The organism is Serratia sp. TSO36 (genome assembly GCF_057808395.1).
Genome location: NZ_JBJZOU010000016.1, coordinates 70,444 through 93,786 on the forward strand (window position 1 = coordinate 70,444; position 23,343 = coordinate 93,786).

A 23,343-nucleotide genomic window follows, 5' to 3' on the forward strand; every position below is an offset into this window, starting at 1 on the left:
TGTTTTTTCCGATTTGGCTTAATCTCTAAATCGGGGACTTTCATTTTTGGTAAGGGTATTGCTATGCAAAATAAAGCGTCACTATCGCCGCTTATCGTCATAACGGCGCTATTTGCCGCGCTGAGCGGGCTTTATCTGCTCGGCGGCGGCATTTGGCTGGCCAAGTTGGGCGGTTCGCTGTATTACATCATCGCCGGGCTGGTGCTGCTGGCGACCTCCTGGCTGCTGTTCCGCCGCCGCGCCACCGCGCTGCTGCTGTACGCGGTGTTCCTGCTGGGCACCACTATTTGGGCCCTGTGGGAAGTCGGCCCGGACTTCTGGGCGCTGACGCCGCGCCTGGACGTCACCTTCTTCTTCGGCCTGTGGCTGGTGCTGCCGTTTATCTACCGTAAGCTGGTCGCCAACGGCAAGTTCGCCTACGGTGCGCTGAGCGCGGCGCTGGCAATCACCGTCATCGCGCTGGCCTATGCCGTATTCAACGATCCGCAAGAGATCAACGGCACTCTCGACGCCGCGCAGGTGCAGCCGAAAGACGCCAACGGCGCCGACTGGCCGGCCTATGGCCGCACCCAGGAAGGCACCCGTTACTCGCCGCTGAGCCAGATCAACGACAAAAACGTTGGCCAGCTGCAAGAGGTTTGGCGTTTCCAGACCGGCGATCTGAAGACCGCCAACGATCCGGGTGAGATCACCAACGAAGTCACGCCGATCAAGATCCGCGATACCCTTTACATGTGTACGCCGCACCAGAAGCTGTTCGCGCTGGATGCCGCCACCGGTAAAGAAAAGTGGAAATTTGATCCGCAGCTGAAGTACAACCCGACCTTCCAGCACATCACCTGCCGCGGCGTGTCTTACCACGAAACCGCTGCAGCCGTGGGCGCCGCCGGCGATGCCGCACCGGCGATGTGCGCGCGCCGCATCATTCTGCCGGTCAACGACGGTCGCCTGTTCGCGCTGGACGCCGACACCGGCAAACCGTGCCCGGACTTCGCCAACAACGGCGAGTTGAACCTGCAGAGCAACATGCCGTATGCGACGCCGGGCCACTACGAGCCGACTTCGCCGCCGGTGATCACCGATAAAGTGATCGTCATCGCCGGCGCCGTGACCGACAACTACTCCAACCGCGAGCCTTCCGGCGTCATTCGCGGCTTCGACGTCAACAGCGGCAAGCTGCTGTGGGCCTTCGATCCGGGCGCGAAAGATCCGAACGCCATCCCGGCGGACGAGCATCACTTCGTGCCGAACTCGCCGAACTCCTGGGCGCCGGCCGCCTATGACGCCAAGCTGGATATCGTCTATCTGCCGATGGGCGTTTCCACGCCGGACATCTGGGGCGGCGATCGCACCCCGGAAATGGAGCGCTACGCCAGCGGCCTGCTGGCGCTGAACGCCTCCACCGGCAAGCTGGCCTGGTTCTATCAGACGGTACACCACGACCTGTGGGATATGGACGTGCCGGCGCAGCCGACCCTGGCGGACATTACCGACAAGAGCGGTAAAAAAGTGCCGGTCATCTACGTGCCGACCAAAACCGGCAACATCTTCGTGCTGAACCGCACCAACGGCGAGTTGGTGGTGCCGGCGCCGGAGAAACCGGTACCGCAGGGCCCGGCCAAAGGCGACCGCCTGTCGCCGACCCAGCCGTTCTCCGAGCTGACCTTCCGTCCTGAGAAGAAACTGACCGGTGCGGACATGTGGGGCGCGACCATCTATGACCAGCTGGTCTGCCGCGTGATGTTCCACAGCCTGCGTTACGAAGGCACCTTCACCCCGCCGTCCGAGCAGGGCACGCTGGTGTTCCCGGGTAACCTCGGCATGTTCGAGTGGGGCGGCCTGGCCGTCGATACCGATCGCGAAATCGCCATCGCCAACCCGATCGCGCTGCCGTTCGTGTCCAAGCTGATCCCTCGCGGCCCAGGCAACCCGATTGAGCCACCGGAAGGCGACAAGGGCGGCAGCGGCACCGAGTCCGGCGTGCAGCCGCAGTATGGCGTACCGTTCGGCGTGACCCTGAACCCGTTCCTGTCACCGTTCGGTCTGCCGTGCAAACAGCCGGCCTGGGGTTACATTTCCGCCGTGGATCTGAAAACCAACGACATCGTGTGGAAAAAACGCATCGGCACCGTGCGCGACAGCTCCCCGCTGCCGCTGCCGTTCAAAATGGGCATGCCGATGCTGGGCGGCCCGGTGACCACCGCCGGTAACGTGTTCTTCATCGGCGCCACCGCAGACAACTACCTGCGCGCCTTCAGCGTGACCAACGGTGAAAAACTGTGGGAAGCACGCTTGCCGGCCGGCGGCCAGGCGACGCCGATGACCTATGAGGTCAACGGCAAGCAGTACGTGCTGATCTTCGCCGGCGGCCACGGTTCCTTCGGCACCAAGCTGGGTGACTATCTGGTCGCTTACGCCCTGCCCGACCAGAAGTAACCGCTGCAGTTAATACCACGCAAAGCACGCCGCAAGGCGTGCTTTTTCTTTTCCCGCCCCGCCGACTGCCCCTCGTAATACCCTTAATTTTTTACTCTCAATATTGATAATGGTTATCATTCGCAATATTATGAGTGCGTGGCCCCGGCAGCGGCCCGAAATCCTTCTCCAGCTTAATGGGCAATACAACGATCGGCCGCCTGCGGGCGGCTTTATTCGGAGGCGCATGGTCGACCATACTCGGAAGCATCGGAAGAAAATTCTGCAAGCGGCGGTGAAGACGCGGCGCGCCGCTCTGCCGCTCGCGGCGAACTCCCCCGCCACTGCGCATTTTATTGGTTTGCCCCATCAGACGGAGGCCGTGCTGGTGCACCTGGTCGGCCATGATGACGCACAAGAGGAGCATGAATGAACCTGCAGCCCTTTACCGCCATGCTGATGTTCGCCTACGTGCTGTTGATGGTGCCGCTGCTCTACATCATCGACAGCCGGCTGAGCGCCAGCAAACTGGTGCGCAAAGCCACACAAAACGTCATCATCATCGTGTTGACGCTACTGTTCTTCAGCGCGATGACGCTGCTGTATTGACGCCGCAGCGGTTCCGGCGCCAAGCCGCGCACCTGAACCGCACCCCTCTCCTCGCGACCGCTCTACGGTTTTCAGGCCCCCTTGCCGCAGCCAGTGGTATAAATCGACGTTGCGTTTGAACCCCAGTTTTCTCATCGCTGCCTGTTTGTGGTTACTGACGGTCTTCACGCTCAACGCCAAATAACGCGCTATCGCCGTCGGCGGCATTTCCCAGGCCAGATAGCGCATCACATCCTGTTCGCGGCGGGTAATGCGCTGCCGCTCGCACCAATAACAGCGGCGCGCTTCGCTATCAGACGTCTGCAACGCCAGCGCCTGTTCCACCCGGCTCAGCACGAGGCCGATCGTATCGTTGCGAAAGATCACACCCGATTCGCTGATGCAGCGCGGCTTGTCGCGCCAACGGGTGTCATCCGGCGCACGCAGAGAAAAATTAATCTGTTTACCGCCCTCCGCGGCACGCAGGCAGAATCGCGCCTGCCAATCCCTTTCCACGGACTGGAACACCATATCCGCCTGCGCCGCCGCGGCGGGATCCAGCAATCGAACCGGAATCGCCCTGCGGGCAAAATAAGGCAACAGCACCCGCTGCAGCCCTTCAATAAAAAAGCGGTCGTTATCGATGAACGCCAGGGACAGACTATTTCCCATCGGTACCTTCTCCATGAAATCTCCCTTTTCGCACCCAGATGCACGTCATCCTTTCCGCTTATCAGCGATAAAAAGACCGATGACGGCCTTGCGGTGATACGCGGCCTTAAGCGCGACCAAGCGGCTACGGCAGCGCCAGAATGGCGACCGACTGTCCAGAGTAATCACCGGCTTTGACCGTTCCGGTCACGCCGAGCGTTGAAGTGACCGGCAACGTGATGCCGCTCGTGTCGGCAGTGAACGGATAGCCCTGATTGCCCAACACGCCATTGATGCGCAGCGTGCTGTAGACGCCCGAGTTGTTGCCCAGATCCAAACGGCCGCTGCTGCCGGTGCGGATATACATGACGATATTCATCTTCTGCGAACACACCACCCGCAGACTGCCGCGCGCGGTATTACCCGCCAGTTCAGTGTCCTGCAGCACGCCATGGTTCAAATCGAGCTGCTGCTCATCAATGCCGCACACCCCGACCGGCGGCGGCGCGATGCCGCAGACGCTGCTGGGCATCAGGCGCGCATTGCTCCCCGTTACCGCGGAACCGGAGCGCGTGTTGTAAAACAACCCGACGCACTCCTGAGTGATCGACTCCCCCACGTGCGAAGTGCTCCCCTGTATCGGCAACGGATAGATGCTTTGATAAAAACGGCTGAGCTCGCCCATCGTCGCCAATTGAGTAATTTGCGGATAACGCGTCGAGCCGACAACGTAGGCAGACGGTGACACCGAAGATGTGCCCCCGGTGTTGGTGCTGGTATGCCGGTGGTTAATGCCGATGGCGCAATTTGCCTGCTGATAGCAGGGATTGGGCGACAGGTCGTCCATATCCCAGCTTTCAAGCACGAACTTATAGCTAGCGTTGGAGGGAGAGCCGGTGCTTTGGGTGACGTACGAATAGATTTGTGCCGAGCACAGCCCCGGCGCCAGGCCAAGCAGTAGAGACATCCATCTGAAGTGAGCACGCTGCATCGCGTCAGGTCCTTATTCTGTTTTGCCGAATACCGGGCCGGCCCGGCGTTTATTGATAGTCCAGGTTGAAAGTCGCAATGGCGTTGAACGCGCCGCGACCGATGGTCTTCTTCGCCAGCGCCTCCGGTTCGCCCCGCACATAAGCCTGCACGGCGATCACCGTACTGCCGTTCTGCAACGGGTATTTGCCGCCGGCGCTGTTGAGCGGCAATGGCCGCCCTTGCGCGGTTTCCATGCCGATGGCGATCCCGCTGGCCTCGCTGCTCGCCGCCAGCGCCAACAACCCCGGCAACTGCGGGTTTTCCTCGCCCTTGAAGGTGATCGACACCGTTTTTCCCAGGCTCAGATCGCATTCGGACAGCCGCAGCTCGAACGGTTGGCTCAACGTGCGCTGATTCAGGTACAGGTATTTGTCGACCACGGTGCCGAAATCCAGTTGGATATCTTCGTCGCCCGGCTGAATGACACAGGGCTCCGCCACCAGCGCGCCGTGCATATAGAGATTGTCCGCCGCTCGCACCATTCCGCTCGCGCCCAGTGAAAACAGCAACAGCCCCGCCGTCGCCCAGCGGCGTCTTGGCGTCATTTTCATACGTGTTCCCTCCTTCACTGGTAGTCAGCCTGCAGAGTCGCCGTGGCGTCGAACGCCCCTTCCGTCAAGGTTTCCCCCGCCTTGCTGACAGGCACTGCTTCCAGCACCGGCGGCTTGAGCGGATCGATGGGCAGCGAACTGCCCACTTTGAATGGCGCGGCATTTTGGTAAATGCGAATGCCCAGATAACGGTGGTTGGTTTGCACCGCCGCCTCATCGAAAGAGGTCGCCGTGCCGTTCAGGCTCAACATCATGTCCCACTTGCCGATCCCCGGCTCGCAGGTAATGCGATAGCCGATGGTTTGCCGGTAATTCACGCCGTCGACCTTATTGATACCGACGCGATCGCCGAAATCCACATCGATCACGCCATCATCGTTGATGGTGCAGGGCGGCGGCTCGATCAGCGTGCCGCGGAACTGCATATCGACCGTTTTTTCCGCCCAGGCGAAGTGGCACACCACGCCGGCGCACAGCAGCACGCTCGCCGTTAAACGCTGTTTCATGCTCTAGCTCCTGCGTTACTGATAGTCCACTTTCATCGTCGCGCCGGCGGTGAATTCGCCCGCTGTCAGTTTGGCAGTGGCCGATTTCACCGGCACCGCCTCAAGCGTCGGCGTGACGGGATAGGTAAAACTCAACCACTGATTGATCGGCCAGCGGCCGCCCCCGTGAAGCAGCGCGATGCCCAGTCCGTCCTGGCTGGTGCGCAACAATTGACCGTCGAAACCGGCCGCCGCCCCCTGAACCTGCAGTTTGAGAGCGTTGCTGCTCTGCCCGTTGCACGTCAGCGTATAGTTCACCGGCCGCCGATAGTTGCTGCCGTCGATCCGGGTGGTCATCACTTCATCGCCGAAATTCACCTCGATAGGCTGCCCACCGTTGATAACGCAGGGAGGGGAAAGCACGGTGACCCGCACGTTCACCAGGGTGTTCGCCTCAGCCGACAGTTGAACCAGCGCCAACAGCCCCGCCAGCCAGAGCGCCGTTCGGCTTCGTTTCATCATCTGCGCCATCTCGCCGCCTCAGTCATAACTCAGCCTAAAATCCACCGCCGCCCGATAAGCGCCGGCCATCAACGGCGCCGCGGTTCGCTCCGGCGCGACGGTGTAGCTCAAGGTATTCTGCCCCGGAGTCAGCATCAGCGGCTCACCGCGGCTGCCCAGGCGAACGTCGCGGCCGCGGCCGTCCAGCAGGCGCAGCCCCAGACCAGACACGCCCTGCGCTTTCACCAACTGTGGGTTGTCCATATCCGCCGGCGCGCCGAAGCTGACCGTCACCGCCGGTTGGTTCGGCGCCCAGGTCAGCGCGCCGGTGCGCGCATCGCGCTGGCTGGTCGAGGCGCGCAGACAATCTTGCAGACGCAGCTCGAACGCCACCGGCAGCCCGCGATCGCCGGCCTGCCGCAAGCGTGCGGTGCCGGTTTCCCCCAGCCAAATATCCTGCCGCGCGCTGGTCATCTCCAACCGACAGGCACTCTCCGTCAGCGCGCCGCGTACCTGCAACACGCCGTTGGCGCCTTCCACCTGCCAGTTGTCGGCCGCGACGGCTTTCGGCAATAGCAGCGGCAACATCAGCGCCAGGCCGCCCATCGCGGCGTAATAGCGCCATTCGCAGCGCTGCGGCAGGCTGTCCTTTTTCAGTTTTCGTTTCATCCTTTGCACCTGAGTCACTCTCCCGTCGATAACGGCCTGAACAGAGGGTTATGAAGCCGGTTTCTTTTCCGGCACCACTTTGCAACTGCCGCCGCTGCAGCTGAAACTGAGCTGCGGCCGGCCGCCGTAGTCGTTGATATAGGTCAGCACCGGGCTGCCGCCCAGGGCCGCCGCGCTCACGGTCAGCCGCGCATTGCTCTTGGGCGCGATCATGAAGGGCTCGAAACCCTGCGCGCCTTCGCCGTGCTTTTTACTCCCGGCATCGACAATGGTGATGTAATAAGGGGTCGGGTTATTGACCTGATAGCCGTCTCCCTGCCGCGTCAGTGTCAGTTGCTCTTGCCACGGCGTCGCCATGTCGGCGCGGCTCGGCACGATCGCCGTCGGCCGGTAAAACAGCTTGATGCGCGTTTGCAGCGCGATCTGCAGCGTGTTCGGTTTGTCGCTCTTCGGCGGGATCTCGCGCAAATTGAAGTAGTACAGGCTCTCGCGATCCTGCGGCAGCTGTTTGGCCGCCGGCAGCGCCTGAATCTTTATCTGGCTCGGTTTGCCCGGCTCGATGCGCTGCACCGGCGGCAGCACCACCAGCGGGCTCTGAATCTTGTTGCCCTGCTCGTCCTCCAGCCAACCCTGCGCCAGATACGGCAGCTGTTTGTTCTGGTTGCTGAGGTTCAGGCTGACAGAGCTCTGGCCGCCGTCAAAGATCACCCGGGTACGATCGAGCGCGATCGCCGCCGATGCCTGCTGCGACATCGCTGTGCTCAACAGGGCGATCGCCGCCGCGGTCTTCAGGGAAATGTTCTGCATGTTGTCGATTACTCCAGATTCAGAATGATGAATTTATTCAGCCGGGGCGAGCGGCCGGCAAGGCAGCAACAATGTGCGCATCAGCATGTCGGCCGGCAGCGAAGACGGCAGCTGTATTTGGCACTGTGCGGCGCCATTCCAGTGGACCGTCATGGTTTCACCGGCGTTGATGCCGCTCAGGTAGACGCTGCCGCCGTCGTTGACGATGCCGGTTTCCTGTTTGCGGGCGTTCAACACCGTAGCGCCGAACGGCGGCGTACTGCCGTCCGCCAGTTTGACGATCGCCATTGCCTTCTCACCGGCGATCACATCGAACTTGCGGTAGCCAATCGCCCCTTCCGTCAGGGTGGCCTGCACCACCGATCGGGTGGCCTCGGCGTTGTCTCCCAGCTTGTTCAGATCGATGCTGGCCTTGTTGCGGTAATAGCTGTTGACGTCCGCCACCACAGCCTTGCCGAAGCGGTTGGTACTCACGGTGCTGCCGTAGCCGCGCACCGGTACCCCGGCTACGCCGTTGGTGTCCAGCAACAGGCGCGTACCGCCCATAACGGTAGAGCGATGCAGCGCGCCGCCTTCCTGCGTGACGGTCATCCCTCCCTGCGCGGACAGGCCAACGGCGCTGTAGCGCCCGGCCTGATAGCTGGCGTTGGCGCTCAGACGCGCCACGTCGCCCTCGTGGTTGTAGTAGCCGTTCAAATTGGCGCCGCTACGCGCGCTGCCGGCGCTCACCTGATAGTTGTTGTGTTCGTCGACGCGGTTGTAGTACCCCACGCGATGAGTGTTGTCGTTGCGATTCACCGTGGTGTTGTAGCTGAGAGTGGCACCATTGCCCCACGGCATTGACAGCGACAGATACATGCCGTCGTCGTTGGTCTCGTTGTAACGGTTGCGATAAGCCGACAACGACAGGCTCAGGTTTTTGAAGTCGCCGATGTCGAAATAGCGCGACGCCGTCAGGCTGTAACGGTCATTGGCCGGACGATCCCAATAAGTCTGATGGTTGTAGTTGAGGTAGGTGCTCAACCCCCAGTCGCGGAACTGCTTGTTAAAGGTGATGGTGTACATCTCCTTGTTGTTGCCGACCCGATTACCGTAATAACGCGCGTCGAGGTATTCGCTCATGCTCATGTAGTCTTCTTCCGAGAAACGGTAGCCGGCGAAGGTGACCTGGCTGTCCAACTCATCGAAGGTTTTCGAATAGCTCACCCGGTAAGAACCGCCGCTCAGCGTTTTTTCCTGCTGCGGCAGGCGCGCCCGCGATTGGGTGGCGTCGAACGACAGCGCGCCGAACATCATCAGATCGCGCCCCACGCCCAGCGAAAGGGCGTTATAATCGCCGCCCGCCAACGCGCCGCCATACAACGACCAGCCGTTGCTGATGCCCCATGAGAATTCGCCGGTGCCAAACAGCGGCCCGCGAGCGTGGTGTTGCCAGTCGGACGGCTTGCCCGCCGCCAGTTTGAAACGCCACGAGCCCGGGCGGGTCAGATACGGAATGCTGGCGGTGTTCATCTTGAACGCCTGTACGCTGCCGTCCTGTTCTTCCACCCGCACATCCAACTCGCCGGAGATGGCGTCATTGATGTCCTGAATACGGAACGGCCCCGCCGCCACCTGGGTTTCATAAATGACCCGCCCCTGCTGACTGATGGTCACCTTGGCGTTGGTTTTGGCCACGCCGACCACCTCTGGCGCATAGCCGCGCAGGTTGGGCGGCAGCATATTGTCGTCGGAGACCAGACTCGCGCCTGAAAAACGGAAGCTCTCGAAAATGCCCGAATCCAAATAGTCTTCACCCAGCGTCAGGCGCGAACGCAGCGCGGGGATGGCGCGGTAGGCGTAATAGCGGCTCCACTCCAACTTCTTATCGGTAGGCTGCCCGACACCGGTTTGATGGTTAAGCTGCCCCTGCCAGTCGGCGCGAAGACGCCAGGCGCCGAGATTGGCGCCGGCGGTACCGTTGCCGCTGACGCTATACTCGCGAGTGCCCTCCTTTTGCTGATGCCGGCTTTGAGCATTGAGGTTATAGTCGAACAACAACCCCGGAATGCCCTCATCCCAGCGCGACGGCGGATCCCAGTCTTCCGAGCTGTACTCCATATAAGCCTGCGGCACGCTCAGATAGAGCGCAGCCGTCGCAAGATCGCCGCGCGACGCCATGCCTTTCAGGCTGGATTCGTCCAGACACTCACCCTGATGCCACCAGCTGAGCGATCGCATCATCTCTTGCTTCAGCCCCAATTGTTCGACCAACGCTTTGGTGATGCAGGCCCGGCTGCCGTCCGGATCGCTGTCCGGCGGATAAAACGATATTTTTTGCTCCGGCAGTTCGTTTTTATTGATATGAACCACCATGCTGTAACTCCCCGGCATAATGTAGCCGCTGCGGGAAAATTGGCTTAGGTCGATATTTTTCCGATCGTTAACATCCAGAATATCGGTATTAAATTGAATACCGTCTTCAGCGTAAACACGCGTTGATGAACTTCCCAGTGCCAGCGTGATACATAACCCCAAAACCTGAAATCGAAATAGCTTCCCAGCAGGTGATAACATCATATCCCTAACCTTTATCGTATATTTCCGTCGTTGCGGCCCACCGTAAGCCGTAATAAAAACTTCAGTAATAATCCAGCTTGAAGCGCACCGCAGAAAAATAGCTTCCGGCATGCAGCGGTTGCTTATTGGCAACCAGCTTGATGGAATAGTTGAGCGACATGCTTCCTGGTGAAATATCGCCACGCGGCAAAGGCACGCCGGGTGCCGCGATATTCCCTTGGCCATCGGATATTTGCAGCGCCACACCCTTCGCGTCTCCGCGCACGCCGAATAACTCGCCATCGGCATCGCCGTCAAAAACAACCTGGAATTGCTTCCAGTTCGGCAAATTGGGCTTTGGCCGTTCAAACGTGCAGTTGATTAATTCGATGGTGAATGGGCGCGTATTGCCCTGTCCATCGCGCGCAATATTTCCCAGCGGCAACACATCCATATCGATAGTCTGATCGCGACTGCCGGCGGCAATGGCGCAAGCGGTATCGATAATGGCTCCTTGCATATTCACTCGCCCCCATCCCTGAACCTTGGGAGCAGCCTGAGTGGCCGGAATAACTAGCATGGTCATCAATATGCAAGGAGACACTAAATGGTAAATAAACCGGTTCATTGAATACCCCTGACAAATACCCTTCATCCTGGGAAAATGCATGCGGGATATCCCGCATGCATAAAAGACGTCACGCCAATGGCGATGAGACTTATTGGTAAGCCAGTTTGAAATCGGCTACGGCGGTGAAATCACCTGGAACCACGGTGGCGGAAGCGCCGTCACCCTGCAGGTAAGCCGCGAAGCGCAGCGTGTTGTTGCCGTCGTTCAACGTCTGAGGAGCCGTTGCGGTGCCCAGTTTGATCGGATTGCTCGCCATGTCGGTAATGGCGATGCTGGCGCCGCTGGCGGTACCGATGATGCCCAGCAGATCAGGGTTCGCGGCGGAAGCCTTGCCGTCAAAAGTGGTGGTGACGGTTTTCAGGGTGGAGGTGTCGCACTGTTCCAGTTTAATATCGAACTGACGCGGCGCTGATTTGCCGCCATTTTTCAGCGCGACATTGGAAATCTGCCCCATTTCCACAGTTTGATCGGCCGATTCAGGCGCAATGGAGCAAGGAGCATCAATAATGGAACCGGTAAAAGTCACTTTGCCATGACCCTGATCGGCGGCATTCGCCAGAGAAGACACGCCAAACGCCAGAACAGTTGCCAGCATGATTTTGTTCAGTTTCATAATTCACTTATTCCTTTAATATTGTGTAAAAAGCGCAGGATTGCTCCCGCTCCTTTAACAGCCATTTATACATTCCAGAATGAATAACGGTATTACTCTTCGCCAAAAAGAAAGACGTCGCAATTGTGAAATCGCGACTGTCAATTCATTACCACCCAATTAGGGTTATAAACGAATAGCTAAACAGGCAAAAAGAAAAACACGCTTAAATAAAGATCGTCTAAAGACTTACCCTTCAGAGATATTTAAAATAAGTTCCGTCTTACCCGCTCATTTTGGCCTGGTTATTCTTACAAAAACACTCACACCTTGGAAAGCCATTTTAATCAAAACCAATAAATACAAAATATAAGCCCAAAAACCACGAGACGAATATATTTTTGCGAGACAACAGATCGTAAAAGCAATAACACCAGTCAATTGTATCGAAAAACATATTTTCCACGACATTAACGATCGCCATTTTGCTATTTGCGTTATAATGCGCCGACAAAGAGAAGGAATACTTAACGATCCGAACAGGTGAAAACCAGGCTCGGAAGTACACCATGGAGCAAAACAATGAAATACAACCAATACACACAGCCGGCCGGGCCCCCGGCAACGGCATTCTCCATCCTGCCCCTTGCACGCCGCCGGGTTATAGCGGCGAAAATATCAGGTTCAGACGGCCGTCCGGGAATAGCTCAGGAGCGTCTTGTCGGCAACCGGCACTATTCTCTGACCCATCTTTTACCGCTATATCAAAACTCACCTGAAGTTTAAGGGAGGCTTACATGGCAAAACGCATCTCAAAACAACAAGAATTGCAGAACCTGCAGCAACATTTACTCACGACGCTACACAACCTATGCCCTTCAGCCAGGGAAACGCCGCCGCCGCCCCCCGGCGAATGGCCCACCACGCGCCAATTGGCCGAGTCCAACGACTTGACGATTTATCAGGCGCGCAATTTGCTGCTGAGCCTGGCGGGCAAGGGAAAAGTGCTGGTCACCCAAGGCCCTGTCAATAACTCACTGCGCTGGTATCCTTCGACTCACCACTCCTGACGACGCCATTTTCTTGCCGGCGGCCGTTCAATCGGCGCCGGCAGTTCCCCGATAATACACGGTCAACCTTTCCTCTCTTGCCTCATCCGCGGATATTTCCACAGCCAGCGCCCGCTGACCATGCGCCAATAGAACAAGGCGCCGCGCACTGCCCAATCGAGGAACATCCCCAACCAGACGCCCACCACGCCCATGCCCAGTTCAATGCCCAGCGCGTAGCCCGCCACCACGCGGCAGCCCCACATGCCCAGCATCGTCACCCACATGGCAAAGCGGGCATCGCGCGCGCCTTTCAGCCCTGCAGGCAACACCCAGGAAGCGGCCCAGATCGGCATAAAGGCGGCGTTGAGCCAAATCAGGGTTTTCACCACCGATTTCACGTCATCCTGCGAGGTATAAAACGCGGCGAATACCCCGGCCAGCGGCGCCGTGCCCCAGGCGATGGCGGTTAGCCCAAGGGTAGACAGCCAGAAAATATGACGCAGCTGCCGCTCCGCCTGGCCGATCTCGCCTTTGCCGAGCCGCCGGCCGACGATGATGGTCGAGGCCGATCCCAACGCGTTGCCCGGCAAGTTGATCAACGAAGCGATGGAGAAGGCGATGAAGTTACCGGCGATCACGTTGGTGCCCATGCCGGCGACGAACATCTGCGTCAACAGCTTGCCGCCGTTGAACAACACCGATTCAACGCTGGCGGGAATGCCGATCCCCAGCACTTCCCACAGGATGCTCATCTTCAGCGGCGTGAAATAGCTTTTCAGCGTGATGTGCAGCGCCGGGTTAAAACCGATCGCCAGCACATAGAGAATGGCGATGGCGCCGATATAGCGGGAAATCGTCAGCCCCAGCCCGGCGCCGACGAAGCCCAGCCCGTGCCAACCCAGCATGCCGTAAATCAGGATGCTGCTGATGATGATATTGAGGATATTCATGCCGCCATTGATCAGCAGCGGGATCTTGGTGTTGCCCGCGCCGCGCAGGGCGCCGCTGCCGATCAGCGCAATCGCCGCCGCCGGGTAGCTCCACACCGTGGTCTGCAGGTAAGAGAGCCCCAGCGCTTTCACTTCCGGCGAGGCCGCGCCGGCGATCACATCGATGATCGGTTCGCCCGCCAGATGAATGCCCGCCGCCAACAGCAGCGCCACGCCGGTCATCAAGACCAGCGACTGACGCGCCGCCGCCCGCGCGCGCCTGCGATCCCGCTTGCCGAGGCTGAAGGCCACCACCACGGTGGTGCCGAGATCCACCGCGGCAAAAAAGGCGATGATCACCATGTTGAAGCTGTCCGCCAGCCCCACCCCGGCCATCGCCTCTTTGCCGAGCCAGCTCACCAGAAAGGTGCTCAGCACCCCCATCAGCAGCACGCAGGCGTTCTCCAGGAAGATCGGCACCGCCAGCGGCGTGATCTCGCGCCAGAACAGCACGCGGTAGCTTTTCCGTTTGGCGTACCAGGGCGTATTTTCCACGCGCTGACGCAGGGCGGCATACAGGTTCAAGGTGGGCTCGGTGGATAAAAGTGAAACATCATTTCAAATGATGATCGATAAATCGTTATCCTGCAAAGAATTTTTGGGCGCCCGTGACGAGCACCCGACAGGCTTGCCGCAACGCTACTCCATGTAGTCTTCCTGATCGGCCTGCGCCGCCGCGATAAAGCGCGCGGTGCTGCGGCTGAGCGTGGCACATTTATCCGTCAGCAGCTGATTATCCTGTTGCAGAGCCAAATAGCGCGCCTGGGTGAGCGCCGGCAGCTGCCGATACCCTGCCGCATGCGTGTCCCAGCCGCGGTGCTGCGCCGTACGCATCGCGGTGCGCTGCAATTTCACATCGTCCGGCACTTCGCTGCGCCCGCACGCCACGCGCAGGAAATGCCCGCCGGCCAGCATCAGAGCGATGTGATCCAACTGCGCCTGCAGCGGCGGCGCCGGTTTATGCGCCGTCTGCTGACAACCCGCAAGCAGCAGCAACGCCACCGCGCCGCAAAGAGAAGTGCGAAACAGAGTAGACATGGGCGCTCCCGGAAACCTGTGGGTGATGCAATGATCTTAGGTGAACGGATGCCGGGCGGCAAGGCGGGCTGCACGCTTAGCGCCGGCCACTGCTGACCTTGGTGGCGCGGGCGGGGTTGCCGGCGACGAACTCCAGCGTGGGGGAATAGTAAAACGGCAGCCAGGCGTTATAGCCGCTCTCCCACTCCCATTTGACCGGGCAGGGCCACAGCATGTCTTCATGCAGGATGTAATAGATCCACCGCCCGGGCGGACGGCGCGGTTTGCGCGTTTTCATAGCGGGTTCGACGGCCTGATGGAATGCGATAGGGTGAACTGCTGCATTTTACCGCGATTTGGGTCGCGGGGACAGCCTGCGTTGCCGTGCGCAATGCCCGCCGAACCTCGCCCGCTGATTCGGCGTAAAGCCCGCCGTTTTACTGATCCAGAACATCTTTCGCATTCACCTTGCTGATATATTGATTGAAAATCATTCCTATTCAGGAGGAAGGGTCATGGTTAAGTCACTGAATGCGGCATTCACGCGCCTTTTTGATCGCCCGGACGCCGGCAAGTTGGCGCTCAGACTGACCTTCGGCGGGCTGATGCTGTTTCACGGCGTGGCGAAAATTCAGCATGGCGTCGGCTGGATCGCCGATGCGTTACAACAACAGGGGCTGCCCGCCTTCATCGCCTATGGCGTGTATGTAGGGGAGATCCTGGCGCCGATACTGATCGTTTTGGGGCTGTTCACCCGCCCCGCCGCGCTGGTTTACGCCCTCACGCTGGTGGTGGCGTTTCTGATGGTGGGCACCGGCAAGGTGTTTACCGTCACCGACGTCGGCGCCTGGGGCATTGAAAACGAACTGGTGTTCTTTATGGGTGGGGTCGTCATCCTGCTGCTGGGCAGCGGGAAATACGCGATCGCGCGCAATGAAGCCTATCGGTAAGCGGCACTGTAAAGGAGGTTCCTGATTCGAACCTCCTTTTTGCTGAAACGACAATTAACTCTCGGCCAGGCGGTACACCGGGACCTTGCGCGTCGTGCCGGTCAGGGTGTCGAAGATCTCGGTTTCCGCCGTCACGATCGCCATGCCGGTTTTTCTTAGCCTGCGCACCTCGGCGGCAATGCGCTGAATGCCGAACCAGAACAATCCATCCAGCGCCGTTACCGGCAGCCCCTGCTCCAGCGCCAGCTTGAGCCGCTCACGCGGCGCTTTGAGCGCCTTGGCGATTTCCCGGTAAGGCAGCGCGTCCACGCCCGACGCCGAGGTTCGATGAATACGGGTCGACAGGCCGTACTGAAAGGCCTCCGGCACGCCGCTCAAATCGCTTTTCAGGCTGTAGACACAGCCGAAACGCTTGCCGTTGAACACCACATTTTTTTGACTTATCGACAGCTCATCGCGCAGGCCGGCGATCAGCTGCGGCGCCCGCACCAGCAATAAGCGAAACGGCAATTCGAAACTGGTCACATAGTCCACGTTGAGCAGCGCAATGCGCAGACGCTCTTCCGCCCCGGCCTGCGTCTCGCGGCACTCGTTCAGCACCTCACGCCACTGGTGCGCAAGCCGCGGGGCCTCATCCAGCGGCGCGAAATGGTATTTCTCGATGTGATAGTCGATTTTCTCGTTCATGTCCGTTGGCCCCCGCGTCAGTCATCTTTGCCAACAGCAAATTACCTTACCCGCAGGCAACAGTACAACACCGCATGACTCACCTGGCGCGGTAAAAAACCGGCGTTAACTCCGGCAGGGGCCCAAAGTTCAAGATTAGTCGTGCAACAGCAGCGATATCTCTTCGGCGGCCGAGCGCAATAAAGGCAAGTGGTGCTGATACAAACGCTCTGCGGAAACCTGGCTGGCATGCACACCGACGTTCAACGCCGCGGCGATACGGCCATCCGGCGTGGTGAGCGGCACCGCCAGTGAACGCAGGCCAATCTCCAGTTCCTGATCGTTGATGGCATATCCCTGCTGACGCACGCGCGCCAGCTCTTCCCGCAATGCGCTAACGCTCACCAGGATATGGCTGGTGTAACGCAGTTGCGTCAGCCGCGCCAAATAGTCATTCAACGGCTCATTGGCGAGCCCGCTCAGCAGAACCCGCCCCATCGACGTCGTGCTGGCAGGTAAGCGACTGCCGACGTGCAAATCGATGGTCATGATCCGCGAAGTCGATGCGCGGGCGATATAAAGAATGTCATCACCGTCCAATATGGCCATGGAACAGGACTCATTGAGCGTCTGGCTGAGTTGCCTCAACACCGGCTGCGCGGCGTTGGCCAACGGCGAAGCCGCCAGCCAGTTATGGCCCAGCGACAAGACGCGCGGACGCAGCTCATAATTCTTGCCGTCTTCCGCGTACACAAAGCCCAGTTTACTCAGGGTGTAAAGGCAGCGGCGCACCGCCGCGCGCGGAATGCCGGTACGCTGGCTAATCTGCGATACCGACATCAGCCGCCGCTGCGGCGTAAAAGCCTGCAGAACTTCCAATCCTCGCGCCAAAGAGGCCATAAAGTCGGGATCCCCCTTCCAGGGATCGGTGCTGCTGCGCGTAATTTCCTGTCCTTTTTCCATTCTCGTTACCCCGCTGTCTGCCTGAAATTTCGGTGTGCCGACGATCACAGCCTGCGAACCTTTGTTAAACAATAGCCGATAATCGCACACTTTTTCGATAATCGGTATTGTTTGCCTGAAAGGGACGATCTACTTTTCCCATTGACGATAGACACTCCCCCCGGCGGGCATCGAACAAAAGGAACAACAGATGATCGATAAAAGTGTGGCCACCCTGGAAGATGCCGTGTCCATCATTCCGGACGGCGCGAGCATCATGATTGGCGGCTTTGGCCCCGCGGGACAGCCGCTGGAACTGATCGATGCGCTGATTGAACGCGGTGCCCGCGAGCTGACGGTAATCAGCAATAACGCCGGCAACGGCGACAGCGGCCTCGCGGCGCTGCTCAAGACCGGCTGTGTGCGAAAGATGATTTGCTCCTTCCCGCGCCAGGCCGATTCGTGGGTCTTCGACGATCTTTATCGCCGCGGCGCGATCGAACTGGAACTGGTGCCGCAGGGCAACCTGGCGGCCCGCATGCAGGCCGCCGGCAGCGGGTTGGGCGGCATTTTCACCCCAACCGCCTTTGGCACGCCGCTGGCGCAAGGCAAAGAAACGCGTGAAATCGACGGGCGTCATTACGTGTTTGAAACACCCTTGAAGGCGGATTTCGCCTTGATAAAGGCCCATCGGGGTGACCGCTGGGGCAATCTGGTTTACCGCAAAGCGGCGCGTAATTTTGGCCCGGTGATGGCGATGGCCGCCGCCACGACGATAGCGCAGGTGGCTGAATTGGTGCCGTTGGGCGCACTGGATCCGGAAAACGTGATAACGCCGGGCATCTTCGTCCAGCGCCTGGTGGCGGTGGCGCGCCCCGCGACCTTTTCCCTCTCTGCCTGAGGAGTAGAACATGCAAAAATTAACCCGCGACCAATTAGCCCAACGGGTGGCGCGCGATATTCCGGAAGGCGCCTACGTCAACCTCGGAATCGGGCTGCCGACCCGCATCGCTAACTACCTGCCCGCCGACAAAGAAGTGATTCTGCACAGCGAAAACGGCCTGCTCGGCATGGGGCCGTCACCCGCGCCGGGCGAAGAAGATCCGGAACTCATCAACGCCGGCAAAGAGCTGGTGACCTTGCTGCCCGGCGGCAGTTATTTCCATCACGCCGACTCTTTTACCATGATGCGCGGCGGCCATCTCGATATCTGCGTGATGGGGGCGTATCAGGTCTCGGCTGCCGGCGATCTGGCCAACTGGAGCACCGGCGCCGAAGACGCGATCCCGGCAGTGGGCGGCGCCATGGATCTGGCCATCGGCGCGCGCAAAGTCTATGTGATGATGGACTACCTGACCAAGACCGGCGAATGCAAGCTGGTGGAACAGTGCAGCTACCCGTTGACCGGGTTGGCCTGCGTTAGCCGCATCTATTCGGATATGGCAATCCTTGATATCACCCCGGACGGCCCGCAGGTGCTGGAGCTGTGTCCGGGGCTCACCTTTGACGCGCTGCAAGCGTTAACCCCGATACGTTTACTGCAATCTGACCTGATCCCCGCTTGAGGAAATCGCCATGCAACAGGCTTTAATCTGCGATGCCGTTCGTACGCCCTTTGGCCGTTACGGCGGCGCATTATCCGCGCTGCGCGCCGACGATTTGGCCGCTCTGCCCCTGAAGGCGCTGCTTGCCAGACTGCCGCAGCTGGATCCCCAGGCCATTGATGACGTTATTCTGGGGTGCGCCAACCAGGCCGGTGAAGACAACCGCAACGTGGCGCGAATGGCGCTGCTGCTGGCCGGATTGCCGCACTCCGTGCCGGGCACCACCCTCAATCGCCTGTGCGGTTCGGGATTGGACGCGGTAGGTATGGCGGCGCGCGCCATTAAATGCGGCGAAGCGGAGGTCATCATCGCGGGCGGCGTGGAAAGCATGTCGCGCGCACCCTTTGTCACCGGCAAAGCGGACAGCGCCTTCAGCCGATCGCTGAAAATGGAAGATACGACGATGGGATGGCGCTTTATCAACCCGCAAATGCGCGCTCAGTTCGGTGTCGAAACCATGCCTGAAACCGCCGAAAATGTGGCTCGCGAATTCGCCGTCAGCCGCGCCGATCAAGACGCCTTTGCATTGCGCAGCCAACAACGCACCGCCCGCGCTCAGGAGCTGGGCCTGTTTGATGAGGAACTGATCGCCGTCAACATTCCGCAACGCAAAGGCGAACCGCTCAACTTGGTTCGCGACGAACATCCCCGCAGCACCTCTTTGGCCGCGCTGTCCGCACTGAAGGGCGTCGTACACGCCGAGGGGAGCGTCACCGCCGGCAACGCCTCGGGCATCAACGACGGGGCCAGCGCCCTGCTCATTGCCAGCGAACGCGCGGCGGTGCAGTATGGACTCGCCCCGCTGGCGCGGGTGGTCGCCATGTCCGCCTGCGGCGTAGAGCCGCGCATCATGGGTTACGGGCCGGTTCCCGCGGTCCGCAAGGTACTGGCGCAAACCGGTTTGAGCCTGGCGCAAATGGACGTCATCGAGTTGAATGAGGCCTTTGCCGCCCAGGCGCTGGCCGTGATGCGCGCCCTGGGGTTACCGGATGATGCGGCACAGGTCAACCCTAATGGCGGCGCCATCGCGCTGGGCCATCCTCTGGGCGCATCCGGCGGCAGGCTGGCTATGACCGCCGCTTATCAGCTGCGTCGCACCGGCGGGCGCTTTGCCCTGTGCACCATGTGCGTAGGTGTTGGGCAGGGCGTCGCCTTGATTCTGGAACGGATATAACCAATGTCACTCTATAGCGCAATGTTTATGACGTCGCCATTAACGCCCTGCTTCAGCGATACGGCCCTGCTACAGGGCATGCTCGATTTCGAAGCCGGCCTGGCGCAAGCCCTGGCATCTGCAGGGATTATCGATGACGAGTCGGCTCGAATCATACGCAGCCACTGCCGGGCGGAAAAACTCGACGCCGCCGCGCTGGCGCAGTCCGCCGGATTGGCGGGCAACTTAGCGATTCCGCTCGTCAAACAGTTGACGGCGCTGGTGGCTCAACGCTCGCCGGACGCGGCGCGCTTCGTTCACTGGGGGGCAACCAGTCAGGATGCGATTGACAGCGGGCTGGTGCTGCAACTGCGCAGCGCGCTCAACCAAACCGACACGCTGCTCAATCATCTGATTGCGGCGCTGACGGCGCAATGTCGGCGCCATAGCGCAACGTTAATGGTCGGCCGCACCTGGCTGCAACACGCGTTACCCACGACGCTGGGGCTGAAGCTGGCCGGCACGCTGGACGCCTTGCTGCGCTTTCGGGTTCGTCTGGCTGAGATGCGGCCACGCGTGCTGGCGCTGCAATTCGGCGGTGCCGCCGGCACGCTCGCCTCATTCGGCGAGCAGGGAGAACGCGTCGAGCAGGCGCTGGCGGAAGCGCTGGCGCTGCCGCGCAGCGCCACGCCGTGGCATACCCAACGCGACCGGTTGCTGGAACTGGCCGGCTGGTATGCCGGACTCACGGGCACGCTCGGCAAGCTGGCGCGTGACATGTCGCTGTTGATGCAAACCGAGGTCGCTGAAATCAGCGAACCTTCGGCTCCGGGTCGCGGCTCCTCCTCCACCATGCCGCATAAGCGTAATCCGGTACTCTGCGCCGCCATCCTCAGCGCGGCTAACCGCTTGCCTGCGCTGATGGCGGGATTGTATGCCGGCCAGGTGCAGGAGCACGAACGCGCGCTGGGAGGCTGGCAGGCCGAGTGGCAAAGCCTGCCGCAGCTCCTGGTGCTGAGCGGAGCGGCAATGGCGCAAAGCCTTGACCTCGTTAACGGCCTGAAGGTGCATGAAGCGGCGATGCGGCGCAATCTGGCGCTGACGCAGGGGCAGATCATGGCTGAATCGGTTTCCCTGGCCTTAGCCCCTCTTCTCGGCCGCCAGCAGGCGCACCAGCATATCGCGCAATGTTGCCGCCAGGCTCAGGCAACGCAGCAATCCCTGTTAACCCTGCTGTGCGCCGATGCGGAAGTCTCTTCCCGACTCAGCCGGGAAGCTCTGGAGACGTTGCTCGATCCGGCCAATGCCACAGGCAGCGCACAGCGTTTCATTCAACAAGTTCTGGCATCGGCCGAAAAGGAGCAATGATGTTGAATTATGTCCTGGAAGGGCCCGAAAACGCCCCGGTCATTCTGTTCAGCAACTCGCTGGGGACGTCATTGGCAATGTGGCAACCGCAGCGCGACGCGCTCATCTCCCACTATCGCATTCTGCGCTACGACGTTGCCGGCCACGGCACATCGCCGCCCGGTGAACAACCCGGATCGCTGGCGCTGCTGGGCAGACAGGTGCTGTCATTGCTGGACGCTCTGGCGATTGAGCGCGTCCATTTTTGCGGTATCTCCATGGGGGGGTTAACGGGATTATGGCTGGCGCGTTTTCATCCCGAGCGCTTGCTGACGTTGACCATCGCCAATAGCGCAGCAAAAATTGGAACGGCGGCGAATTGGCGACAACGCGCCGCGCAAGTGCGTCAGTCGGGGATGTCCGCCGTCAGCGATGGCGCAGCATCACGCTGGTTCACGCCGGCATTTTGCCAATCCGCCCCCGCCAGGGTGCAAGCATTATTGAATCAGCTGACGGCCTGCGATCCCAACAGCTATGCCGCTTGCTGCGAAGCATTGGCAAACGCCGATTTACGCGCCGAGCTGGAAGGGATCCTCGTGCCGACGCTGATTATCGCCGGACATGACGACGCGGTAACCACCGTCGATGATGCCAAAGCGTTAGTGGCGGGCATTCCCGGCGCTCAATGCGTCATCTTGCCCGCCTCTCACCTTTCCAGCGTCGAGGCCTGGCGGGCATTCAATCGCACTTTCCGGACCTTTTTGGATGAACAGCTCACGCAGCGGCAACGCTATCAGCAAGGCATGACGGTGCGCAGAGCCGTATTGGGCGATGAACATGTCGATAATACCCTCGCGGCGCTGTCGCCGTTCAACGAGGAATTTCAACATTTCATCACTCGCTACGCCTGGGGGGAAATGTGGACGCGTCCGGGTCTGTCGCGCCATACCCGCAGCCTGATCACCATCGCGATGTTGATCGCCTTGAATCGCGAAGCTGAACTGAAAATGCATATACGAGCCGCCTTCAACAACGGCGTCACGCGCGAAGAGCTCAAAGAAGTCCTGATGCATGCGGCGCTTTACTGCGGCCTGCCCGCCTCGAACGCCGCCTTTCATTTGGCGCAATCCGTCTTTGCCGAACACGATGCCGGGCAGCCGCCGGTCGAATAGAACAGCCGTTTATACCGGCACATCCAGTACTCTCTGACGCAGCGCTGCGACCAGGCGCTGCTGCTCAGGGGGCGTGAACGCCTCTTGCCGGGTAATGATGCCCAACGGTTCTGCCATTCCCTGAGTAGGCAACGGCAGCGCACGCAGGTGATTGCCGAACAGATCGTCGCGCACCGCGCCGTAAGGCACCAGCCAAACATAGCCATACTGCAACGTCAGGCAGCGCGCCAGCGTGACCGACAAGGTCTCGACGCAGCCTTCCGGCACGGCCAGCCCGTGGCTGACAATGAGCGCCTCCGCATTCTGGCGCGGTACGGTCCCACGCGGTGAGAGCACCAATGGCCAACTCAGGGCCTCCGCCAGCGTGACATCCGCATGCAGCAGCGGATGATGGGGGGAAACCACCAGCCGCAGCGTTTCATGATACAGCAGCTCGAAATTGAGCCCCTCCATGCGAGAGGGGTCTGACATACGCCCTATCCCTAAGGTTAATTGCCCGGATCTCACCGCCATCATCAGCGCATCGTTGGCCAGCGTCGAAACCTGCATGCGCCAACCTGGCGATTGCTGCTGCAACCCCACCAAGACCGGCGCGACCAAACTCACCAGCGTGGTGGGCAGCGCCCCGATATGCAGCGGCGCCGGCAGCGCCTCGCTGTCCGATGCGACCGTACGCCCCAACACATTCAGCGCATCCAAAACGCGCCCCGCATCCTGCAGGAAACGCGCCCCGGCGGCGGTCAGCTCTGCCCCCTGCCGGCTGCGCGAAAACAGGCGCTCGCCGGCCAGGCTTTCCAGTTCATTGAGCGTTTTGGAGAGGGCGGGCTGCGTGATGCCCAATTGCTGTGCGGCGCGCACCAGCGTCCCCTGCTGCGCGGTAGCGACAAAGGCGTGCAGATGACGCAGGCGGATGCGTTGGCTAAAGCGAGAAGTCATGTTCATGATTTATAGTATTAACTTGCCGCCGACGCGGCAAGCTCATTCACAGGGC

The 23,343-nt window shown here is 60.2% G+C and carries 26 protein-coding genes; 10 read left to right on the forward strand and 16 right to left on the reverse strand.

The features are described 5' to 3' along the window. Window positions 1-63 precede the first annotated feature (63 nt). The 3 genes from ACK3CV_RS16160 (at window position 64) to ACK3CV_RS16170 (ending at window position 3,024) form a co-directional block, all read left to right on the forward strand. On the forward strand, window positions 64-2,436 hold the full coding sequence (locus ACK3CV_RS16160) for a glucose/quinate/shikimate family membrane-bound PQQ-dependent dehydrogenase (protein WP_060430537.1): 2,373 nt from the start codon (window positions 64-66) through the stop codon (window positions 2,434-2,436). A 226-nt stretch (window positions 2,437-2,662) separates the two neighbouring features. Then, the gene (locus ACK3CV_RS16165; RefSeq protein ID WP_033638531.1) at window positions 2,663-2,848 is read left to right on the forward strand and encodes a hypothetical protein; all 186 of its coding nucleotides are present in this window, start codon (window positions 2,663-2,665) and stop codon (window positions 2,846-2,848) included. Then, on the forward strand, window positions 2,845-3,024 hold the full coding sequence (locus ACK3CV_RS16170; protein ID WP_033635123.1) for a hypothetical protein: 180 nt from the start codon (window positions 2,845-2,847) through the stop codon (window positions 3,022-3,024). Before ACK3CV_RS16165 ends, ACK3CV_RS16170 begins: the two co-directional genes overlap by 4 nt. Here the strand turns inward: ACK3CV_RS16170 and ACK3CV_RS16175 are convergent. The 10 genes from ACK3CV_RS16175 to ACK3CV_RS16220 all read right to left on the reverse strand — a co-directional run bounded on the left by ACK3CV_RS16175 (window position 2,989) and on the right by ACK3CV_RS16220 (window position 11,481). Continuing rightward, window positions 2,989-3,690, reverse strand: coding sequence for a helix-turn-helix transcriptional regulator (locus ACK3CV_RS16175; RefSeq protein ID WP_080434115.1), 702 nt, complete (start codon window positions 3,688-3,690; stop codon window positions 2,989-2,991). The genes ACK3CV_RS16170 and ACK3CV_RS16175 overlap by 36 nt on opposite strands. A gap of 109 nt (window positions 3,691-3,799) precedes the next feature. Then, window positions 3,800-4,621 carry an MrpH family fimbial adhesin gene (locus ACK3CV_RS16180; protein ID WP_223181969.1) on the reverse strand — a complete coding sequence of 274 codons (822 nt, stop codon included), beginning with the start codon at window positions 4,619-4,621 and terminating at the stop codon, window positions 3,800-3,802. 73 nt (window positions 4,622-4,694) lie between these two features. Next, window positions 4,695-5,237, reverse strand: a complete 543-nt coding sequence (locus ACK3CV_RS16185) for a fimbrial protein (protein ID WP_371317395.1) — start codon at window positions 5,235-5,237, stop codon at window positions 4,695-4,697. Between the two features lie 14 nt (window positions 5,238-5,251). Next, window positions 5,252-5,743 (reverse strand): fimbrial protein, encoded by a 492-nt coding sequence (locus tag ACK3CV_RS16190; protein WP_051917615.1) that lies wholly within the window; start codon window positions 5,741-5,743, stop codon window positions 5,252-5,254. 15 nt (window positions 5,744-5,758) lie between these two features. Further along, a complete protein-coding gene (locus ACK3CV_RS16195) occupies window positions 5,759-6,241 on the reverse strand; it encodes a fimbrial protein (RefSeq protein ID WP_033638535.1) in 483 nt (160 codons plus the stop codon). Window positions 6,242-6,262: 21 nt separating this feature from the next. Next, entirely contained in the window at window positions 6,263-6,892 is a 630-nt protein-coding gene (locus ACK3CV_RS16200; RefSeq protein WP_194243208.1) for a fimbrial protein, read from the reverse strand. Window positions 6,893-6,940: 48 nt separating this feature from the next. Next, window positions 6,941-7,699 carry a fimbria/pilus periplasmic chaperone gene (locus ACK3CV_RS16205; RefSeq protein WP_033635126.1) on the reverse strand — a complete coding sequence of 253 codons (759 nt, stop codon included), beginning with the start codon at window positions 7,697-7,699 and terminating at the stop codon, window positions 6,941-6,943. A gap of 33 nt (window positions 7,700-7,732) precedes the next feature. Beyond that, a complete protein-coding gene (locus ACK3CV_RS16210; RefSeq protein ID WP_049197304.1) occupies window positions 7,733-10,258 on the reverse strand; it encodes an outer membrane usher protein in 2,526 nt (841 codons plus the stop codon). Between the two features lie 61 nt (window positions 10,259-10,319). After that, window positions 10,320-10,865: a fimbrial protein gene (locus ACK3CV_RS16215; protein ID WP_033647884.1), complete on the reverse strand. Its 546-nt coding sequence runs from the start codon at window positions 10,863-10,865 to the stop codon at window positions 10,320-10,322. 91 nt (window positions 10,866-10,956) lie between these two features. Then, window positions 10,957-11,481, reverse strand: a complete 525-nt coding sequence (locus ACK3CV_RS16220) for a fimbrial protein (RefSeq protein ID WP_033653555.1) — start codon at window positions 11,479-11,481, stop codon at window positions 10,957-10,959. A gap of 776 nt (window positions 11,482-12,257) precedes the next feature. Here ACK3CV_RS16220 and ACK3CV_RS16225 point away from each other — a divergent pair. Then, window positions 12,258-12,530, forward strand: coding sequence for a hypothetical protein (locus ACK3CV_RS16225; protein WP_033647885.1), 273 nt, complete (start codon window positions 12,258-12,260; stop codon window positions 12,528-12,530). Between the two features lie 62 nt (window positions 12,531-12,592). On the opposite strand, the gene ACK3CV_RS16230 is transcribed toward ACK3CV_RS16225, so the two are convergent. The 3 genes from ACK3CV_RS16230 to ACK3CV_RS16240 all read right to left on the reverse strand — a co-directional run bounded on the left by ACK3CV_RS16230 (window position 12,593) and on the right by ACK3CV_RS16240 (window position 14,816). Then, window positions 12,593-14,026: an EmmdR/YeeO family multidrug/toxin efflux MATE transporter gene (locus tag ACK3CV_RS16230; RefSeq protein ID WP_164140900.1), complete on the reverse strand. Its 1,434-nt coding sequence runs from the start codon at window positions 14,024-14,026 to the stop codon at window positions 12,593-12,595. Window positions 14,027-14,140: 114 nt separating this feature from the next. Beyond that, entirely contained in the window at window positions 14,141-14,539 is a 399-nt protein-coding gene (gene gspS / locus ACK3CV_RS16235) for a type II secretion system pilot lipoprotein GspS (protein WP_033635132.1), read from the reverse strand. Window positions 14,540-14,615: 76 nt separating this feature from the next. Then, window positions 14,616-14,816 (reverse strand): hypothetical protein, encoded by a 201-nt coding sequence (locus tag ACK3CV_RS16240; protein WP_015378375.1) that lies wholly within the window; start codon window positions 14,814-14,816, stop codon window positions 14,616-14,618. Between the two features lie 217 nt (window positions 14,817-15,033). Between ACK3CV_RS16240 and ACK3CV_RS16245 the strand changes: the two genes are divergently transcribed. Further along, on the forward strand, window positions 15,034-15,468 hold the full coding sequence (locus tag ACK3CV_RS16245) for a DoxX family protein (RefSeq protein ID WP_033635133.1): 435 nt from the start codon (window positions 15,034-15,036) through the stop codon (window positions 15,466-15,468). Between the two features lie 54 nt (window positions 15,469-15,522). Here ACK3CV_RS16245 and ACK3CV_RS16250 read toward each other — a convergent pair whose 3' ends face one another. Together ACK3CV_RS16250 and ACK3CV_RS16255 are read right to left on the reverse strand one after the other, a co-directional pair. After that, window positions 15,523-16,155 (reverse strand): ECs1377 family protein, encoded by a 633-nt coding sequence (locus ACK3CV_RS16250; protein ID WP_049234659.1) that lies wholly within the window; start codon window positions 16,153-16,155, stop codon window positions 15,523-15,525. Window positions 16,156-16,290: 135 nt separating this feature from the next. Next, window positions 16,291-17,097 (reverse strand): IclR family transcriptional regulator domain-containing protein, encoded by an 807-nt coding sequence (locus ACK3CV_RS16255; RefSeq protein WP_489009875.1) that lies wholly within the window; start codon window positions 17,095-17,097, stop codon window positions 16,291-16,293. Between the two features lie 190 nt (window positions 17,098-17,287). Here ACK3CV_RS16255 and ACK3CV_RS16260 point away from each other — a divergent pair, with 190 nt between their 5' ends. The 5 genes from ACK3CV_RS16260 to pcaDC are packed head-to-tail and all read left to right on the forward strand — an operon-like array spanning window position 17,288 to window position 22,352. After that, window positions 17,288-17,977, forward strand: coding sequence for a 3-oxoacid CoA-transferase subunit A (locus ACK3CV_RS16260; RefSeq protein WP_033647888.1), 690 nt, complete (start codon window positions 17,288-17,290; stop codon window positions 17,975-17,977). Between the two features lie 10 nt (window positions 17,978-17,987). Next, on the forward strand, window positions 17,988-18,641 hold the full coding sequence (locus ACK3CV_RS16265) for a 3-oxoacid CoA-transferase subunit B (RefSeq protein ID WP_039565321.1): 654 nt from the start codon (window positions 17,988-17,990) through the stop codon (window positions 18,639-18,641). Window positions 18,642-18,651: 10 nt separating this feature from the next. Beyond that, window positions 18,652-19,854 carry a 3-oxoadipyl-CoA thiolase gene (pcaF, locus tag ACK3CV_RS16270; RefSeq protein WP_164140902.1) on the forward strand — a complete coding sequence of 401 codons (1,203 nt, stop codon included), beginning with the start codon at window positions 18,652-18,654 and terminating at the stop codon, window positions 19,852-19,854. A 3-nt stretch (window positions 19,855-19,857) separates the two neighbouring features. Continuing rightward, complete coding sequence (pcaB, locus tag ACK3CV_RS16275; protein WP_164140904.1) at window positions 19,858-21,201, forward strand: 3-carboxy-cis,cis-muconate cycloisomerase; 1,344 nt, start codon at window positions 19,858-19,860, stop codon at window positions 21,199-21,201. Beyond that, a complete protein-coding gene (pcaDC, locus tag ACK3CV_RS16280; RefSeq protein WP_164140906.1) occupies window positions 21,198-22,352 on the forward strand; it encodes a bifunctional 3-oxoadipate enol-lactonase/4-carboxymuconolactone decarboxylase PcaDC in 1,155 nt (384 codons plus the stop codon). Before pcaB ends, pcaDC begins: the two co-directional genes overlap by 4 nt. A 9-nt stretch (window positions 22,353-22,361) precedes the next feature. Here the strand turns inward: pcaDC and ACK3CV_RS16285 are convergent, their stop codons facing one another. Continuing rightward, window positions 22,362-23,294: a LysR substrate-binding domain-containing protein gene (locus tag ACK3CV_RS16285; RefSeq protein WP_060430556.1), complete on the reverse strand. Its 933-nt coding sequence runs from the start codon at window positions 23,292-23,294 to the stop codon at window positions 22,362-22,364. Window positions 23,295-23,343: the final 49 nt, after the last annotated feature.

Coding starts and splice junctions, on each gene's coding strand:
- ACK3CV_RS16255 (WP_489009875.1), bottom strand. CDS start 17,097: ATGGAAAAAGGACAGGAAATTACGCGCAGCAGCACCGATCCCTGGAAG.
- ACK3CV_RS16285 (WP_060430556.1), bottom strand. CDS start 23,294: ATGAACATGACTTCTCGCTTTAGCCAACGCATCCGCCTGCGTCATCTG.
- ACK3CV_RS16210 (WP_049197304.1), bottom strand. CDS start 10,258: ATGATGTTATCACCTGCTGGGAAGCTATTTCGATTTCAGGTTTTGGGG.
- ACK3CV_RS16180 (WP_223181969.1), bottom strand. CDS start 4,621: ATGTCTCTACTGCTTGGCCTGGCGCCGGGGCTGTGCTCGGCACAAATC.
- gspS (WP_033635132.1), bottom strand. CDS start 14,539: ATGTCTACTCTGTTTCGCACTTCTCTTTGCGGCGCGGTGGCGTTGCTG.
- ACK3CV_RS16170 (WP_033635123.1), top strand. CDS start 2,845: ATGAACCTGCAGCCCTTTACCGCCATGCTGATGTTCGCCTACGTGCTG.
- pcaF (WP_164140902.1), top strand. CDS start 18,652: ATGCAACAGGCTTTAATCTGCGATGCCGTTCGTACGCCCTTTGGCCGT.
- ACK3CV_RS16190 (WP_051917615.1), bottom strand. CDS start 5,743: ATGAAACAGCGTTTAACGGCGAGCGTGCTGCTGTGCGCCGGCGTGGTG.
- ACK3CV_RS16200 (WP_194243208.1), bottom strand. CDS start 6,892: ATGAAACGAAAACTGAAAAAGGACAGCCTGCCGCAGCGCTGCGAATGG.
- ACK3CV_RS16215 (WP_033647884.1), bottom strand. CDS start 10,865: ATGAACCGGTTTATTTACCATTTAGTGTCTCCTTGCATATTGATGACC.
- ACK3CV_RS16185 (WP_371317395.1), bottom strand. CDS start 5,237: ATGAAAATGACGCCAAGACGCCGCTGGGCGACGGCGGGGCTGTTGCTG.
- ACK3CV_RS16265 (WP_039565321.1), top strand. CDS start 17,988: ATGCAAAAATTAACCCGCGACCAATTAGCCCAACGGGTGGCGCGCGAT.
- pcaB (WP_164140904.1), top strand. CDS start 19,858: ATGTCACTCTATAGCGCAATGTTTATGACGTCGCCATTAACGCCCTGC.
- ACK3CV_RS16195 (WP_033638535.1), bottom strand. CDS start 6,241: ATGAAACGAAGCCGAACGGCGCTCTGGCTGGCGGGGCTGTTGGCGCTG.
- ACK3CV_RS16240 (WP_015378375.1), bottom strand. CDS start 14,816: ATGAAAACGCGCAAACCGCGCCGTCCGCCCGGGCGGTGGATCTATTAC.
- ACK3CV_RS16260 (WP_033647888.1), top strand. CDS start 17,288: ATGATCGATAAAAGTGTGGCCACCCTGGAAGATGCCGTGTCCATCATT.
- ACK3CV_RS16250 (WP_049234659.1), bottom strand. CDS start 16,155: ATGAACGAGAAAATCGACTATCACATCGAGAAATACCATTTCGCGCCG.
- ACK3CV_RS16160 (WP_060430537.1), top strand. CDS start 64: ATGCAAAATAAAGCGTCACTATCGCCGCTTATCGTCATAACGGCGCTA.
- ACK3CV_RS16165 (WP_033638531.1), top strand. CDS start 2,663: ATGGTCGACCATACTCGGAAGCATCGGAAGAAAATTCTGCAAGCGGCG.
- ACK3CV_RS16245 (WP_033635133.1), top strand. CDS start 15,034: ATGGTTAAGTCACTGAATGCGGCATTCACGCGCCTTTTTGATCGCCCG.
- ACK3CV_RS16220 (WP_033653555.1), bottom strand. CDS start 11,481: ATGAAACTGAACAAAATCATGCTGGCAACTGTTCTGGCGTTTGGCGTG.
- ACK3CV_RS16205 (WP_033635126.1), bottom strand. CDS start 7,699: ATGCAGAACATTTCCCTGAAGACCGCGGCGGCGATCGCCCTGTTGAGC.
- pcaDC (WP_164140906.1), top strand. CDS start 21,198: ATGATGTTGAATTATGTCCTGGAAGGGCCCGAAAACGCCCCGGTCATT.
- ACK3CV_RS16225 (WP_033647885.1), top strand. CDS start 12,258: ATGGCAAAACGCATCTCAAAACAACAAGAATTGCAGAACCTGCAGCAA.
- ACK3CV_RS16175 (WP_080434115.1), bottom strand. CDS start 3,690: ATGGAGAAGGTACCGATGGGAAATAGTCTGTCCCTGGCGTTCATCGAT.